The 15,821-nt window shown below is 71.6% G+C and carries 14 protein-coding genes; all 14 read left to right on the top strand.

The genetic code is table 11. The annotated features are described in order from the left end of the window. The first annotated feature begins 27 nt into the window (after positions 1 to 27). The gene (gene mftC / locus E1161_RS11020) at positions 28 to 1,215 is read left to right on the top strand and encodes a mycofactocin radical SAM maturase (RefSeq protein ID WP_132622313.1); all 1,188 of its coding nucleotides are present in this window, start codon (positions 28 to 30) and stop codon (positions 1,213 to 1,215) included. Beyond that, positions 1,212 to 3,161: a mycofactocin system FadH/OYE family oxidoreductase 1 gene (locus E1161_RS11015; RefSeq protein WP_132622311.1), complete on the top strand. Its 1,950-nt coding sequence runs from the start codon at positions 1,212 to 1,214 to the stop codon at positions 3,159 to 3,161. The genes mftC and E1161_RS11015 overlap by 4 nt, the downstream gene beginning before the upstream one ends. Further along, positions 3,158 to 5,101 carry a mycofactocin system FadH/OYE family oxidoreductase 2 gene (locus E1161_RS11010; protein ID WP_132622309.1) on the top strand — a complete coding sequence of 648 codons (1,944 nt, stop codon included), beginning with the start codon at positions 3,158 to 3,160 and terminating at the stop codon, positions 5,099 to 5,101. The genes E1161_RS11015 and E1161_RS11010 overlap by 4 nt, the downstream gene beginning before the upstream one ends. Next, the gene (locus E1161_RS11005) at positions 5,098 to 6,024 is read left to right on the top strand and encodes a mycofactocin-associated electron transfer flavoprotein alpha subunit (protein ID WP_132622307.1); all 927 of its coding nucleotides are present in this window, start codon (positions 5,098 to 5,100) and stop codon (positions 6,022 to 6,024) included. The genes E1161_RS11010 and E1161_RS11005 overlap by 4 nt, the downstream gene beginning before the upstream one ends. Next, positions 6,017 to 7,303, top strand: coding sequence for an FAD-dependent oxidoreductase (locus E1161_RS11000; RefSeq protein ID WP_132622305.1), 1,287 nt, complete (start codon positions 6,017 to 6,019; stop codon positions 7,301 to 7,303). Before E1161_RS11005 ends, E1161_RS11000 begins: the two co-directional genes overlap by 8 nt. Before the next feature lie 12 nt (positions 7,304 to 7,315). Continuing rightward, entirely contained in the window at positions 7,316 to 7,603 is a 288-nt protein-coding gene (locus E1161_RS27565; RefSeq protein WP_207920182.1) for a ferredoxin family protein, read from the top strand. Positions 7,604 to 7,607: 4 nt separating this feature from the next. Continuing rightward, positions 7,608 to 8,444: a mycofactocin-associated electron transfer flavoprotein beta subunit gene (locus E1161_RS10995; protein ID WP_207920181.1), complete on the top strand. Its 837-nt coding sequence runs from the start codon at positions 7,608 to 7,610 to the stop codon at positions 8,442 to 8,444. After that, positions 8,441 to 9,223 (top strand): mycofactocin-coupled SDR family oxidoreductase, encoded by a 783-nt coding sequence (locus E1161_RS10990; RefSeq protein WP_132622301.1) that lies wholly within the window; start codon positions 8,441 to 8,443, stop codon positions 9,221 to 9,223. The genes E1161_RS10995 and E1161_RS10990 overlap by 4 nt, the downstream gene beginning before the upstream one ends. Further along, complete coding sequence (gene mftF, locus E1161_RS10985; RefSeq protein WP_132622299.1) at positions 9,220 to 10,563, top strand: mycofactocin biosynthesis glycosyltransferase MftF; 1,344 nt, start codon at positions 9,220 to 9,222, stop codon at positions 10,561 to 10,563. The genes E1161_RS10990 and mftF overlap by 4 nt, the downstream gene beginning before the upstream one ends. Next, positions 10,560 to 11,234 (top strand): mycofactocin biosynthesis peptidyl-dipeptidase MftE, encoded by a 675-nt coding sequence (gene mftE / locus E1161_RS10980; RefSeq protein WP_132622297.1) that lies wholly within the window; start codon positions 10,560 to 10,562, stop codon positions 11,232 to 11,234. Before mftF ends, mftE begins: the two co-directional genes overlap by 4 nt. Before the next feature lie 113 nt (positions 11,235 to 11,347). Beyond that, a complete protein-coding gene (locus E1161_RS10975) occupies positions 11,348 to 13,456 on the top strand; it encodes a hypothetical protein (protein WP_132622295.1) in 2,109 nt (702 codons plus the stop codon). 72 nt (positions 13,457 to 13,528) lie between these two features. Beyond that, positions 13,529 to 14,047 carry a dimethylamine monooxygenase subunit DmmA family protein gene (locus E1161_RS28045; RefSeq protein WP_235874942.1) on the top strand — a complete coding sequence of 173 codons (519 nt, stop codon included), beginning with the start codon at positions 13,529 to 13,531 and terminating at the stop codon, positions 14,045 to 14,047. Further along, positions 14,044 to 14,997: a heme-dependent oxidative N-demethylase family protein gene (locus tag E1161_RS10970; protein ID WP_235874941.1), complete on the top strand. Its 954-nt coding sequence runs from the start codon at positions 14,044 to 14,046 to the stop codon at positions 14,995 to 14,997. Before E1161_RS28045 ends, E1161_RS10970 begins: the two co-directional genes overlap by 4 nt. Next, positions 14,982 to 15,821, top strand: an 840-nt coding sequence (locus E1161_RS10965) for a PDR/VanB family oxidoreductase (RefSeq protein WP_132622291.1), incomplete at its 3' end; no start/stop codon positions are given. The genes E1161_RS10970 and E1161_RS10965, both read left to right, overlap by 16 nt.

Raw genomic sequence — 15,821 nt, 5'->3', positions numbered from 1 at the left:
CGAAGTCCCGTTGGAAGTGAGCCTGGAATGACCACCACAGCACCGGTCCCCGCGCTGGTAGAGCAGTTCAAGGGCGGACTCGACGCCCCCATCTGCCTGACGTGGGAATGGACCTACGCCTGCAACCTGGCCTGCGAGCACTGCCTGTCCTCCTCCGGGCGGCGGGACCCGAACGAGCTCTCCACCGCCGAGATGAAAGCGGTCATCGACGAGCTGCAACGCATGCAGGTCTTCTACGTCAACGTCGGCGGCGGTGAACCCACCGTGCGCCCCGACTTCTGGGAACTCCTCGACTACGCCATCGACCACCAGGTCGGGGTCAAATTCTCCACCAACGGACTGCGCATCGACGCCGAACGTGCGCGCCGCCTGGCCGCCACCGACTACGTCGACGTGCAGATCTCGCTCGACGGCGCGACCCGCGAGGTCAACGACGCGGTGCGCGGGCCCGGATCGTTCGACATGGCGATGACCGCGTTGCAGAACCTCTCCGACGCGGGCATGCGCGACTTCAAGATCTCGGTCGTGATGACCAGCCAGAACGTCGACCAGCTCGACGACTTCAAGGTCATCGCCGACCGCTTCGGCGCGCAGCTGCGCATCACCAGGCTGCGGCCGTCCGGACGCGGTGCCGACGTGTGGGACGAGCTGCACCCCTCCGACGCGCAGCAGCGGCAGATCTACGACTGGCTGGTCGCCCGCGGCGACCAGGTGCTCACCGGTGACTCGTTCTTCCACCTCAACGCGCTGGGATCGACCCCGCTGCCGGGTCTGAACCTGTGCGGTGCGGGAAGGGTGGTGTGCCTGATCGACCCGGTCGGCGACGTCTACGCGTGCCCGTTCGCCATCCACGACGTGTTCAAGGGCGGCAACGTCCGCGAGGAAGGCGGTTTCGCCCGCGTGTGGCGGGAGTCGGAGCTGTTCAACGATCTCCGGCAACCGCAGTCGGCGGGGGCGTGCGCGTCGTGCTCGCACTACGACGCCTGCCAGGGCGGTTGCATGGCGGCGAAGTTCTTCACCGGACTCCCGTTGGACGGACCCGACCCCGAGTGCGTGCAGGGGCACGGGCAGTCCGCGTTGTCCGTCGTGGACAAGAGCGCGCTGCCCAAGGCGACGCAGGACCACTCGCGTTCCTCGCGGCGCAAGGTCGGGCTCGGCATGCCCGCCTTCCCTGCGAAGCCCTGCGACTCGTCTCCACTGGTGACCGGGTCGTGAAACTCGTCGACCCGGTCCGGCTCGGCCGGAGCACCGCACCGTCGCGGGTCCTGTTCGGACCGCACGAGACCAACCTCGGGCGTGATCGGGACATCTCGGACCGGCACGTCGGCTACTACGCGGCGCGCGCCGCCGGTGGAGCCGGTGTGCTGGTCACCGAGACCGCGAGCGCGCACGACTCGGACTGGCCCTACGAACGCGCACCGCTGGCGTCTCACTGCGGCCCGGGCTGGGCCGCCGTGGCCGAGGCGTGCCGTCCGCACGGGACCGTGGTGCTCGCCGGGCTCGGGCACTCCGGGTCGCAGGGCTCCTCGGCGTTCTCGCAGCGCGCGCTGTGGGCACCCTCGCGGGTGCCCGACGTCGCCAGCCGAGAGATGCCGATGGAGCTGGAGCAGGACGAGATCGACGCGCTGGTGGCGGGTTTCGCCTCGGCCTCTCGCGAGGCGATGCGCAGCGGGCTGCACGGGGTCGAGCTCAACGCCGGGCAGTTCTCGCTGCTGCGGCAGTTCCTGTCCGGGCTGACCAACCAGCGCTCCGACGACTACGGCACCGACCGCACGCGGCTGCTGCGCGAGGTGCTCGCGGCCGTGCGCGAAGCGGTCGGGGACGGGGTGGTCGGCCTGCGGTTGTCCTGCGACGAGCTCGCACCGTGGGCCGGCATCACGCCGGAGGCCGCAGTCGGCATCGTTGAATCGGTCCGCGACGCGGTCGACTACCTGGTGGTCGTCCGGGGCTCGGCGATGGGCACCACCGCCACCCGCCCCGACCTGCACACCGAGCCCGGCTTCAACATCGACCTATGCAGGTGGATCCGCGGAGCCGCCGGGGGGACCCCGGTCGTCCTGCAGGGCAGCGTCGTCGAACCGGATCAGGCTCAGCGAGCCCTCGACGACGGTGTGGCGGACCTGGTCGAGATGACCCGAGCGCAGATCGCCGACCCCGATCTCGTCGCCGAGGTCCGCGACGGCACGCCGGTCCGCCCCTGCGTCCTGTGCAATCAGAAGTGCAACGTCCGCGACAACCGCAACCCCATCGTCACCTGCATCGTCAACCCCTCGGCCGGTCACGAGACCGAAGATCCCCCGGTTCCCACCGAAACCCGTCCCCAGATTTCCACTGAAGTCCGTCGTCGGAGTTCCACTGGAGTTGGGGACCGGAGTGCTGCTGAAGGGCGGTTCGGTTCGGGAGAGCCGGTGTTGGTGGTGGGAGGTGGCCCCGCGGGTCTGGAGGCCGCTCGGGTGCTCGCCCTGCGGGGACGGACCGTGGAGGTCGTCGAGCGCGGTGACCAGATCGGCGGGATGGTGCGCATTGCGGCCGAAGTCGCCGGTCGCGGGCGTTTGTCGCGGTTTGTCGAGTGGCTCGAGGAAGAAGTCAGGCGACTCGGCGTCCAGGTGCGGCTCGGAGTCGAGGCCGGTCCGGAGGACGTGGCCGGGCGCGAGGTCGTGGTGGCGACCGGGTCCGTGCCGGGCCCCTGGGGTTTCAAGGTAGAGGGGGGCGTGGTGCTCGACGTGGTCGAAGCTTTGACCGGTGAGACGCCCGAGGGACCGGTGGTGGTGCACGACCCCGTCGGGGACTTCGTCGGAGTCGGCGTGGCCGAACTGCTGGCGGGCCGAGGCGTGGAGACCGCGATCGTGACGCAGGACCAGGTCGTGGGCACGCAACTCGCGCTGACCGGAGACCTCGCCGATGCCAACGCGCGGCTGCAGCGGGCCGGGGTGGCGTTGGAGAAGCGGTCCCTGCTGCGCGAGGTGCGTAACGATCACGTGGTCTTGGAGGACGTCCACACCGCCGAAACCCGGGAGCGCCTGGCGGCCACCGTCGTCCACTGCGGACACCGGCTGCCGGACCAGCGGCTCGACGGGGTGCGGATCGGCGACTGCGTCGCGCCCCGCACCGTGCACGAGGCGATCCTGGAAGGCCGTCGAGCGGCGGGGGGTCTGCGATGAGCCGCTACCTGTTCTCCCCGCTGCGGCTGGGACCGGTGACCGTGCGCAACCGCATCGTGTTCTCCGCGCACCTGACCAACTACGCGCGCGACGGCCACCCCACCGAGCAGCACGCCGCCTACTACGCGGCGCGCGCCGCGGGCGGTTCCGGGCTGGTGATCACCGAGGAGCACTCGACACACCCCACCGACTGGCCGTACGAGAAGCTCATCCACGGCTTCGACCCGTCGGTGATCTCCGGGTACCGCCGCATCACCGAGGCCGTGCACGCCCACGACACGCCGATCTTCGCGCAGCTCAACCACAACGGCGGACAGGCCTCGTCGATGTACTCGCGGCTGCCGGTGTGGGCGCCCTCGGCGGTGCCCGACCCGATGTTCCGCGAAGTTCCCAAGGCCATCGACGAGCGCGAGATCGCCGAGGTCGTCGCCGGGTACGGCACGGTCGCCGCGCACTGCGCCGAAGGCGGGTTCGACGGCGTGGAGCTGCAGTGCTCGCACTCGTCGATCGTGCGCGGATTCCTGTCCCCGGCCACCAACAAGCGCACCGACGACTACGGCGGATCGCTGACCGGCCGGGCCCGCATCCTGTTGGAGATCATCGACGCCGTCCGCGAATCCATCGGGCCCGACCGGGCGCTGGGCGTGCGGCTCTGCGGCGACGAGCTGATCGAGGGCGGCACCACCATCGACGAGGCCGTCGAGGTCGCCAAGATGGTCGAGGGCACGGGCAAGGTCGACTACATCAACACCTCGATCGGCGTGGCCACCTCGACGCTGTACATGATCGAGGCGTCGATGGCGATCCCGCCTGGGTACGCGCTGTTCATCTCCAACGCCATCCGCCAGGCGGTCGACCTGCCGGTCGTCGGCGTCGGCCGCATCAAGGACCCGCTGCAGGCCGAACGCGCGCTGGAGGAGGGCCACTGCGACCTGGTTGGCGTGGTGCGCGGTCAGATCGCCGATGCCGACTTCGCGGCCAAAGCCCGGTCGGGGCACGCCACCGACATCCGGACCTGCCTGTCCTGCAACCAGGAGTGCGTCGGCCGGATGGGCCTCAACCGCTGGCTCGGGTGCATCGAGAACCCGCGCACCGGCAAGGAATCCACCACCCTGCCGACGCCGCGCAGGCGCAGCCGCGTGCTGGTGGTCGGTGGTGGGCCGGCCGGTTTGCAGGCCGCGTCCACCGCCGCCGAACGCGGCCACCACGTGACGCTCTTCGAGCGGGCGGCCGAGACCGGCGGGCAGGTCGCGCAGGCGGCAAGCGTGCCGGGGCGTGCCGAATTCCTCGACGTGGTGCGGAACCTGCGCGCCGAGTGCCAGCGCCACGGCGTGGACGTCAAGACCGGAACGGAGGCCACCGCGCGGGTGCTCCGCGAGGAGCACCCCGACGCGGTAGTGCTGGCCACCGGAGCGAGACCGCAATCGCCTTGGTGGGCGGGTGATCTGACGCGCGTGGTCGACGTCCGCGACGTGCTCGCCGGGGACACCGCACCCGAGGGCGACGTGCTGATCGTCGACGAGCTCGGCTTCCACCAGGCCGCCTCGGTCGCCGAACTGCTGGCCGACCGGGGATGCCGGGTGCAGATCAGCACCCCGGGCATGGTCGTCTGCCAGGACCTCGGCGTCACGCTGGACATGGAGACCTTCAACATCCGCGCGCACGCCAAGGGGATCGGGCAACGCACCGACGAGGTCGTCCTGGGCGCCTCCGCCGAAGGCGATCGCGTGTCGCTGCAGATCCTCAAGCACACCACCGGTGAGACTGGCGAGCACACCTTCGACTGGGTGGTGTGCGCGGTGCACCAGAGCCCGGTCGACGAATTGTGGCACGAGCTGCGCGACGCGCCGTTCCCGGTGCACCGCGCGGGCGACTGCCTGGCACCGCGGCGCGCGCACGCGGCCGTGATCGAGGGTCATCGAGTGGCGGTGGAACTGTGAACGCGCTACCCGAGGTGCTGGCCGTGGTCGTCGTCCGCGACGGCGCACTCCCCGGCGGGGCCGACGAGACCGTCGCGGAGGCTGGAGGAGCGGTCCTGCTCGCCGGCACCGGGACCGACCGCGCCGCCAAGGAGCTCCGCACCGCCCGCAGCACGTGGACCGTCGAGTCCGAGCAGGTCGCGCCCGGTTCGCTAGCCGCGACGCTGGGACCGCTGCTCGACGCGGTGCGGGTGGTGCTGCTACCCGCCTCACCCGACGGACGCGACCTCGCGCCCCGACTGGCGTTCGGCACCGGCAGGCCGCTGCACGCCGGGGCGACGCGTTGCGGCACCGGCACCGCCGACCTGTCCAGGGTGGACGATTTCCTGGAGGTCCAGGTCCGCTTCACCGGGCCCGTGGTGGTGACCCTGGTCCCCGGGGTGCGCGGCGTCGGCCACCCGATCCCGCCACCGGAACCGGTGACCATCGCCGCCACCGTCGCTGAGGTGCTCGACGCCGAACCGGTCGAGGTCCGCGAACCCGAACCGGAGACCGTGGAGCTCACCGAAGCCGACCGCATCCTCGGCGGCGGAGCGGGTCTGGTGCGGCGGGGTGAGGACGGCACCGCCGTGATGCGGACGCTGACCGACGTCGCAGCATGGCTCGGCGCCTCAGCCGGAGCGACCCGGGTGGTCACCGACGCCGGGTGGGCCGGGCACGACCGGCAGATCGGCACCACCGGCGTCGTCGTCGCCCCCGAGCTCTACGTCGCCCTCGGCATCTCCGGCGCCGCGCAGCACACCGGTGGCCTAGGACGACCCGAGCACGTGGTCAGCATCAACACGGACCCGTCCTGCCCGATGACGGCGATGGCCGACCTCGGCATCATCGCCGACGCCCCCGAAGTCCTGCGCGAACTCGACCGCCGGAGACGAGATGCCTGAAGTCGACGCCGTCGTGGTCGGCGCCGGTCCCGCCGGGTCGGCCGCCGCACTGGAACTCGCCCGAGCCGGGCGCAGCGTCATCCTGCTCGAACGCGGGCCGTTCCCCGGCTCCAAGAACGTCTACGGCGGAGTCGTCTACGGCCGGGTGCTCGACGAGGTGCTGCCAGAGTGGTGGCGCGAAGTGCCGGTGCAGCGCTGGGTGACCCGCCGCAGCACGATGATGCTCACCGATCACCAGGCGCTCACCGTCGACTTCCGCACCGAGGACTGGGGCAGCGCCCCCTACAACGGCATGACGACCTTCCGCGCCGACTTCGACTCGTGGCTGGCGGGCAAGGCCGTCGACGCCGGAGCTCGGTTGGTCACCTCGACGGTGGCCACCGACGTGATCCGCGAGGACGGCCAGATCGTCGGCGTGCGCACCGACCGTCCCGACGGCGACATCCGGGCACGCGTGGTCATCGCCGCCGACGGCGTCAACTCGTTCCTCGCCAAGCAGGCCGGACTGGTGCCCGGGACCGACCCCGAGCACCAGACGCTCGGCGTCAAGGAAACCCTGGCGCTGCCGCGCAAAGCCATCGAGGAGCGCTTCGCGCTCACCGGTGACCACGGCGCGGACTTCGAGATCCTCGGCTGCACCGGGGGCATTCCCGGCGGCGGGTTCCTCTACACCAACCGCGACACCATCAGCGTCGGCGTCGTCCTGTCGCTGACCGGCCTCGCCGCCTCGGGCAGGCGCCCGGAGGAAGTGCTCGCCGACCTCAAGGCGCACCCGGCGATCGCCCCCTACCTGCGCGGCGCGGAGCTCAAGGAGTACTCCGCGCACCTCATCCCGGAAGGCGGCTACCGCAGCATGCCCCCGCTGTCCGCGCCCGGGATGCTCGTGACCGGTGACGCCGCCGCGATGTGCCTGGCGGCCGGGATCTGGCTGGAGGGCGTCAACTTCGCCATCGGATCCGGTCTCGCCGCCGGACGCACCGCCGCCGAGTCCGTCGAGAACGGCGGTCGGCTCGACGGCTACCGCGAACGCCTGGAGGGCAACTTCGTGCTCGCCGACCACAAGCGGCTGCAACGCGCGCCCGGCCTGGTGCTGTCGGACCGGGTGCAGCAGCAGTACCCGAAACTGCTGTGCGACTTCGCCCAGGGCGTGTTCACCATCGGCAACCCGGATCCGAAACCCGGTCTGGGCGAGCTGTTCCGCGCCACCGCCGCCCGTCACGGCGTCCGCCTGCGGAAGCTGGCCGCGGATGCCTGGACCGGACTGCGCACCTTCGGCTGAGGAGAAGCGACCATGTACCAGAGCATTTCGTTCGAGGACCGGATGGACACCGTGGACTTCGACGTCGGCGAGCGGGCGCACATCAGCGTCGACACCGACATCTGCCGGTCCTGCACCACCAAGGCGTGCGTGGCCGCCTGCCCGGCGAAGCTGTTCGTGCCCACCGGCGACGGCGGCATCCTGTTCAACTACGAGCAGTGCTTCGAATGCGGCACCTGCTACCAGATCTGCAACAACGCCGGAGCCATCAGCTGGACCTACCCCGACGGTGGTCACGGCGTCGTGTTCCGGAAGGGTTGAGGACATGCGCATCGCCGTGGCACTGAGCCGATCCTGGCAGCGGATCGAGGTCGACCCGCTCACCGGCGCCCTGGGCGGCGGACACCGGGGCGAGAGCGCGGCCGAGCACGCCGCGCTGGAACACGCGCTGCGGCTCGCCGAGCTCACCGGCGGCCAGGTCCACGCCATCAGCGCCGGCCCGGCCGAAGCGGAGGAGGGCCTGCGCGAGGCGCTGGCGGCCGGAGCGGACCGCGCCACCCGCGTCGACGTCGACACACCGCTGGACCCGAATTCCCTGGCGCACAACGGGTCCACCGCCGCAGCGCTGGCCGCAGCCATGCCGGAGACACCGGACCTGGTGCTCTGCGGCGACCGGTCCACCGATGGCGGGACCGGCGCGACGCCGGCGTTGCTCGCCGCGCACCTGGGTGCTGCCCAGGCGCTCGGTGCGGTCCACCTCGAACTCGACGACGACCGGCTGCTGGCACACCGACGGCTCGACCGGGGTGCCCGCGAGATCCTGCGGCTGCCCAGTCCCGCCGTGGTTTCCGTCGAAGGCGGGCTGCGTCTCCGACGCGCCGCGCTGCCCGCCGTGCTGGCGGCGCAGGACACCGAGATCGAACTGCTGCCATGGACACCGGCTCCCGCCAGCGCCGACGTCGTCAGCGCACGGCCCCGGCGCCCGCGAGCCCGCGAGCACCCCGTGCCCAGCGGGGACAGCGCCCACCACCGAGCGCTGGAGCTGACCGGCGCGCTGGTCGAGCGCACCCCGCCGACCGTCGTGGGCCCGCTCAGCGCGGCCGAAGCCGCCGACGAGCTGCTGGCCTACCTGCGACGCCGCGGATACCAGGCGCGGCCGTGAACCGGGTCGCGATCGTCACCGGAGCCGCCAGGGGAGTGGGGGCCGCAGTCGTGCGGCAACTCGCCGGCGAGGGCTGGCGGGTCGTCGCGCTCGACGTGTGCGCCGACCTGCCCGGCGTGGCCTACCCGCTCGGCACCCGCGATGAACTGCGCCGGCTGGCCGACGAGCATCCGGACTCGGTGCGCGAGGTGGTCGCCGACGTCCGCGACACGGCCGCGCTGACCGAAGCCGTCCAGGTCGCAGAGGCCGAGTTCGGCGGGCTCGACGCCGCCGTCGCCGCGGCGGCCGTGATGGCTGGTGGAGCGCCGCTGTGGGAGACCAGCGACACCGAACTGGACCTGCTCTTCGACATCGACGTCCGGGGCGTGTCCAACCTGGCCCGCGCCGCGGTCCCGGCGATGCTGCGTCGCCCCGAGCCCCGTGCCGGGCGGTTCGTCGCGCTCGCCTCGGCCGCCGCGCACCGGGGCCTCTACCACCTGGCCGGGTACAACGCGGCCAAGCACGCGGTGGTCGGGCTGATCCGCGGATTGGCCACCGACCTGCGCGGAACCGGCGTCAACGCCAGCGCGGTGTCACCCGGATCGACCCGCACCGACATGCTCACCGCCACCGCCGCCCACTACCACCTCGACGACGTGGAGGAGTTCGCTGACCACCAGGTCGTCGAACGCCTGCTGGAACCGGAGGAGGTCGCCGCCGCCGTGTGCTGGCTCTGCGACGAACGCGCCTCGGCGATCACCGGCACCGTCGTCCACGCGGACGGAGGCTTCACGGCGTGAGACTGGTGGCCGATCCGAGCCTGCAGCGCTGGGACGACGGGCGGACCGTCGCCGGCGGATCTCCGTACCGCATCATGCGGCTGACCGCGCGCGGTGGCGAACTACTCGACGACTGGCTCGCCGGAGAACCCGTGACCAGCGGAAGGTCACTGGCGCAGCGGCTCGTTCGCACCGGTCTGGTGCACCCCGAGCACGACACGGCGAGCCTGGGACCCGATGACGTCACCGTCGTCATCCCCGTCCGCGGCGAGAACCCCACCGCGCTGCTCGCGGCGCTGGGAGGCCTGCGCGTCATCGTCGTCGACGACGGCTCCCCGACACCGATCCCCGGCGCCACCATCCGCCACGACACGGCACGCGGTCCGGCCGCCGCCCGCAACGCCGGGTGGCGCCTGGCCACGACGCCGCTGGTGGCCTTCCTCGACGCCGACACCGTCCCGCAGCCCGGCTGGCTGGCCCCGCTGCTGCGCCACTTCGAAGCACCCGACGTCGCCGCGATGGCGCCGAGAGTGCTCAGCGTTCCGGGGGTTTCGGCACTGGAGCGCTACGAGCAGACCCGCTCACCGCTGGACCTCGGCCCCCAACCTGGACCCGTGCTGCCCGGCAGCCGCATCGGCTACGTCCCCACCGCCGCACTGCTGGTCCGCACCGAAACCCTCGCCGAACTGGGGGGTTTCGACGAGACCATGCGCTTCGGCGAGGACGTCGACCTCGTGTGGCGGCTCACCGCCCGCCACCAGGTCCGTTACGAACCCGCCGCGATCGTCGAGCACGCCCCGCGTCCCAGCTGGCCCGCCCTGCTGCGGCAGCGCTACGGCTACGGCTGCTCGGCCGGGCCACTCGGACGGCGCCACGGCGAGCACGTCGCACCCGTGCGGATCTCGCTGTGGAGCGTGCTGACCTGGCTGCTGATCGCCCTCGGCCGGCCCAGGCTCGCCCTGGCCGTCACCGGCGCGGCGGCCGTCCTGCTCGCCCGCAAGCTCGGCGCTCTCGGCATCCCCGCGACCGAGTCGATCAAGCTCGCCGCGCACGGGAACCTCGGTGCGGCACGGCTCCTCGGCGACGCCATCGGACGTTCTTGGGCGCCGCTGGCGATCCCGCCGCTGCTGCTCACCAAGCGCGGGCGCGTCGTGCTCGCCCTCGTCGCCGCGCGCCACCTCGCCGAGAAGGGCGAGCTCGATCCGATGCGGCACACCCTCGCCCGCGTAGCTGACGACGCCGCCTACGGTTGCGGCGTGCTGCGCGGGGTCCTGCGCGAACGCAGCACGATCGCGCTGCGGCCGGTGCTCACCGACAGAGGCGGGCGCAGCAGCGTCCCGGTCAGCGGGAACTCGGCGTGAACCTCGGCGACACCAGCTGGCCCGAGCTGTGCGAACCTCGGCTGCTCGCCGTCCCCGTCGGAGCCACGGAGCAGCACGGCCCGCACCTGCCGTGCACGGTGGACACCGACATCGCCGTCGCGCTGTGCGACCGCCTCGCCAAACATCGGGCCGTCGTGGTCGCACCCGCCGTGGCCTACGGATCCAGCGGAGAGCACGCCGCGTTCCCAGGCACGCTGTCCATCGGGCAGACCGCCACCGAACTGCTGCTCACCGAGCTCGGCCGCTCGGCCGACGCCTTCGCCGGCGTGGTGCTCGTCTCCTGCCACGGCGGCAACGCCGCACCCGTGCGCAACGCGGTGCGCACGCTGCGCTCCGAAGGCCGCCGGGTGCTGGCCTGGTCGCCGACCGGACCGGCCGACGACAGCCACGCCGGACGCACCGAAACCTCCGCGGTGCTCGCGCTCCGGCCCCACACGGTCCGCTTGGAACGAACCGAACCCGGCAACATCGAACCGCTGCCGCAGCTGATCGACCGGCTTCGCGAAGGCGGCACCGCGGCGGTCAGCGCCAACGGTGTCCTCGGCGACCCGCGCGGCGCCAGCGGATCCGAAGGTCGTCGAATCCTGCGCGCCTGGACGGAAAGCCTCGTCGACGCCGTCGACGCCTGGGCATCGACCACCGAGCGCTGACCGGACCGGATGTCCCGGTGAATCGGGCGAAATCGCCCATCTATAGTCGAGGACGCGGGCCCGCCCAACCGGTGAGCAGGGCGCGACAACACTTTTTCTGGAAGGACCGTTGGGTGAGCGTGACGAACGACCTCGTCGAACCTGAGTTATCCGAGCCGACAAGACGAGGGGACCTCCCCGCGGCCCGGTGGCGCGCGGACCGGAGCGCCCTGTGGGCGGTCCCGTTGCTGGCGGTGGCGGCCGGGCTGGGCTTCGTGCTGGTGAACGTCCACTACAACGGCGGCCACTACATCCCGCCGCTGGACGACACCTACATCCACCTCCAGTACGGCAAGCAGATCGGGCAGGGCGAGTTCCTGCGGTACAACGACGGCGACCCGATCAGCACCGGGGCCAGCAGCCTGCTCTACGTGCTGGTGCTGGGAGCACTGCACTTCCTCGGGATGCACGGCGGTCTGCTGATGCCCGCCGCCGTCCTGTTCGGCGTGGTCTGCCACGCGCTCACCGCCGCTGGCGTGGTGCTGCTGGGCCGTCGCGTCGCCGGTCCCGTCGCAGGGGTGTGGGCAGGTGTGCTCGTCGCGCTCAGCGGGCCGCTGCTGTGGGGAGCTTCCAGCGGTATGGAGGTCTCGATCACCTCGTTGCTGCTGGTCGCAACGTTGCTGATGCTGGTCCGCGAGGCGCCGTGCGGGGTTTTCAAGTTCACCCCGGTGCTGGCGTCGCTGGCCGCGCTGTGCCGCCTGGAAGCCCTGGTGTTCCTGCTTCTGGTGCCGCCGCTGATGATGGTCCTCAGCGCGCGTCGCGGGCAGAACCTCGCCTCCCGGATCGCCTCGGTCGCCTGGTGCGCGCTGCCGTTCGCCGTGATCGCCGCGCAGCTGCTGTTCTACCTGGTCGCCACCGGGCACTCCTCGCCGAACGGCTCGCAGGCCAAGTCGCACCTGAGCATGCCGAACCTGAGCTTCGGCGAGCTCGCGGGAAAGACCGCGGACAACTTCTCGGCGTTCATGGAGATCCTCGCCGGGCTGAACCGGCAGGACTTCGCCTTCCCCGGTGCGCTGTTGCTGGCCGCGCTCGGCGTGGCGGTGCTGGTCCGCGACGGCGGGACGCGGCGCTGGGTCGGTTGGACGATCGGCATCGGGACGCTGCTGGCGCTCGGCGCGATCTCCACGATGGGAACCGCGCTGTGGCAGCAGGTCCGCTACCTGCAGCCGTTCCTCCCGCTGTTCGTGCTCGCCGCCGTCATCGGCCTCGTCGAGGTCGGCAAGCGGCTGAGGCTGGGCGACAAGGCCCCGGTGGCGCTGCTGGCGGTGGCCGGGCTGTTCACGGCCCTGTCGGTGCCGACCTGGGTGCACAACGCGGTGCAGGACTCCGGTGGCATCCGGGAGCGCGTCGTCGCCCTGGCCACCTGGACCAAGGGCAACCTGCCGGAGGGCGCGCGGCTGGGCGTGCACGACGTCGGTGCCGCCGCCTACCTGGGCGGACACCCGACGGTGGACCTCGTGGGGCTGACGACCAACGGCCTCGCCAAGCCCGCGCTGCACGGCATGGGTGCGCTCTACGAGGAACTGCGCGCGATGTCGCCCGACGACCGCCCCGACTACATCGCCATCTACGACCGCATGCCCAACGGGGTGCAGCTGGAACACCTCGCCGACGCCGGCGTCCTGGGGGCGCCGGTGCTCTCGCTGCCGGTCATGACGGTGTACAAGGCCGACTGGAGCTTGATCGACACCGGTGACGTGCCGATGCGCCCGTTCCGCGGCACCATCCGGGATCACGTCAACGTCGGGTCGATGACCTCGGAGGCCGACCACGACCACGAGGTGCACACCTCGCGAGCGGGTTTCCAGCCGCTCACCGAGGCCCGCACGCTCGAAACCGGTGGGCACGAGGTCGTCGACAGCGCCAGGCACATCGTCGGCGAGGAGGAGTTCACGCTGCGCAACCTGGTTCCCGGCGAGGAGGTCCGGCTCATCGCCCGGCACGACTCCGCCGGTCCCAAGCCCGGGCTGTACACGGGGGCGCGGGACGTGCGGGTGCTCGTCGACGGCACCGACCTCGGCAAGCACTGGCTCAAGCCGGAGACGAAGGGCTGGTCGGAAACCGTCATCACGATTCCGGCGCACCTGGTGACCAGCAGCGAGCTGACCGTCCGCCTGGCCGCGCTGACCTCGTTCGGCCCGTCCCCGGACTACAAGGCGTTCGGGTACTGGGCGGTGCAGTGATCGCGTGACTCGGGCCGGGCGTGGTTGACACCCGCGCCCGGCCTTCGTGTACTCGGGGGCGGGAGGATGCCGATGACCGACGAGCGGATGGCGGCCGGTGCGCGCACCAGCCTGCCCGCGTGGCCGGAGCGGGTCGAGGTGGATCCGTCGGGCCGGTGCTTCGCGTTACTCGGGGTCGGGGATGAGGCTTCGGAGATCATCCGCGGATGGCTGCGCTCGGTCGATCGTCCTGTGTGGACGTTGCAGGCGGACGACGCCGCGTCCGCGTCCGAATCCCTGGCCGCGCAGTTGCGGGAGGCGCGGGTCGGATGGCGGTTGATGCTGGCCGGACACGAAGTCGACGTGCTGGCGCTGCGCTCGCAGGCGCTCTCGGCCGGTGCCCTGGAGGAGGAGGTCCGCTGCCAGGTCACCGCGCGGGAACGGGTGGTGGTGCACTGCGCGCACTGCGCCACCGACACCGAGGTGATGGCGGTAGCCGGGGACCGCACGGTCTGCGGCGGGTGCGGCCAGCTGCTGCACATCTACTCCCACGTGTCCTGGCTCCGGGGTTCTCACCTGGGGTTCCGTGCCGACGTGGAGGCGTTCCGGTGATCCTGCCAGCGCGAGTGCGGCGGTTCCCCTGGCCGCTGGAGGGTGACCGCTACCGCTACAGCGTCAACGTCGAGCCCGCACCGCGCGTCCACCGGACGGCGGCGGGTGAGTGGGGCGGCGCGGTCCTGGACTTCAACGAGGCCTACGAGACCGAACTCGCGGAGCGCGCGGCGATCCTCGGCCGCGACCCGGGGCGTCACGTGGAGCGCGGGCACATGCGAGCGGCGTCCTGGGACGCGCTGCTGCACTTGCTCTCCGAAGCCGCGGCCACCGACCCGGCGATGACGCTGGCCTCCTGCGGCGATCGCGAGTTCCACTGGGAGAACACGAGGCTCGGCGTTGCGCGGCGGTTCCGCTTCGGGGACGACGACTCGCTGGGCGAACCGCCGCTGCGGTTCGCGGCCTCGCAGGTGCCCGACGACATCGTGCTGCTCGACGAACGCGGAGGGCGGTTGTTCGCCGATGCCGGGGTGGTGACCTTCGCGTCGAACTGGTCGATCCGGTTCGTGCTAGGGATGTCGTTCACCGAACTGCACGGCCCCGTCCCGCGCGACTTCGCCGACGGCGCGATCCCGCGAGCCGAGCGGTTCCTGCTCGGCATGCAACCCGGCGACTGCTACCGGCGGCTGAACTGGAGCTCGACCGTCGGGCACCGGCTGGACGCCTCGCTGGAGACCTACGACGAGTGGGGCGCCGAGCGCGGTCGCATGTCGGACATCGGCGACGACCTGCACCTGCGAGTGGAGGTCCAGCACCTGATCCGGCTGCCGATGTCGAGTTCGATCATGTTCCTGATCCGCACCCACCTGCTGCCGATGCGGGAGCTGGTGCTGATCCCTGCCTGGCGCGAGCAGTTCGCAGCCGTGCTCGCCGAACTGCCCGACGAGATGGCCGACTACAAGGGCTACGGCGAGATCCGTCCCGAGCTGCTCGCATGGCTGCGCCGATGAACCGGCTCACCGTCGCTGACACGTGCCCCGTCGCCGACGGCGTGCGGCGGGTCCGGCTGGTCGGCGAGCTGCGCTCGTACACGCCCGGCAGTCACGTCGACGTGCTGTGCGGCACCGACGAGCGAGGACGGCCGCGCTGGAACTCCTACTCGCTCACCGGCGACGGATTCCAGCCGGAGCACTACGAGATCTCGGTGCGCCTCGGATCCGGCGGATCGCGCTGGATGCACCAGCTGCGCCCCGGCGACGTCGTCGAAGCAGGGCATCCCCGAAGCGGTCTCGCTCCCGTGCAGACCGCTCGCCACCACCTGCTCGTCGCCGCCGGGATCGGCATCACACCGATCCTCTCGCACTTCAGAGCGGCCGAGACCTGGCAGCGCTCCGTCGAGGTGCACTACATCTCCCGCGACGCCGCCCACGCCGACGACCTCCCCGGTGCGCACATCACCGACTCCCGTGCCGAGTTCTGGCGCGGCCTCGACCTCACCGACCAGCCCCTGGGCACGCACCTCTACGTCTGCGGCCCCAAGCCGCTCATGGACGAGGTCATGACCCGGGCCCGCGACGCCGGCTGGCCACCCGCCCGCATCCACGCGGAGCACTTCGCAACCACCCCGGCCACCGGCGGACCCTTCACCGCCCACCTGCGCCGAAGCGGCACAACCGTCCAGGTCGGGGAGAACGAAACCCTCCTGGACGCCCTGCAGTCAGCGGACATCAACATCCCCCACCGCTGCCGCAGAGGCGTCTGCGGAGAATGCGTCACCCCCTACACCGCAGGCGAGCCCCTGCACAACGACCTCTACCTGCACCCCTCCCAGCAC

Origin of the sequence: Saccharopolyspora aridisoli (assembly GCF_004348445.1) — a bacterium.
Taxonomy (GTDB): domain Bacteria; phylum Actinomycetota; class Actinomycetes; order Mycobacteriales; family Pseudonocardiaceae; genus Saccharopolyspora; species Saccharopolyspora aridisoli.
This window is presented reverse-complemented; position numbering and strand designations above follow the sequence as displayed.

Excerpts from the sequence above, each read along its gene's own strand:
- E1161_RS27565 (WP_207920182.1), top strand. The coding sequence starts at position 7,316 with ATGTACCAGAGCATTTCGTTCGAGGACCGGATGGACACCGTGGACTTC.
- E1161_RS11010 (WP_132622309.1), top strand. The coding sequence starts at position 3,158 with ATGAGCCGCTACCTGTTCTCCCCGCTGCGGCTGGGACCGGTGACCGTG.
- E1161_RS11000 (WP_132622305.1), top strand. The coding sequence starts at position 6,017 with ATGCCTGAAGTCGACGCCGTCGTGGTCGGCGCCGGTCCCGCCGGGTCG.
- E1161_RS28045 (WP_235874942.1), top strand. The coding sequence starts at position 13,529 with ATGACCGACGAGCGGATGGCGGCCGGTGCGCGCACCAGCCTGCCCGCG.
- mftC (WP_132622313.1), top strand. The coding sequence starts at position 28 with ATGACCACCACAGCACCGGTCCCCGCGCTGGTAGAGCAGTTCAAGGGC.
- E1161_RS10995 (WP_207920181.1), top strand. The coding sequence starts at position 7,608 with ATGCGCATCGCCGTGGCACTGAGCCGATCCTGGCAGCGGATCGAGGTC.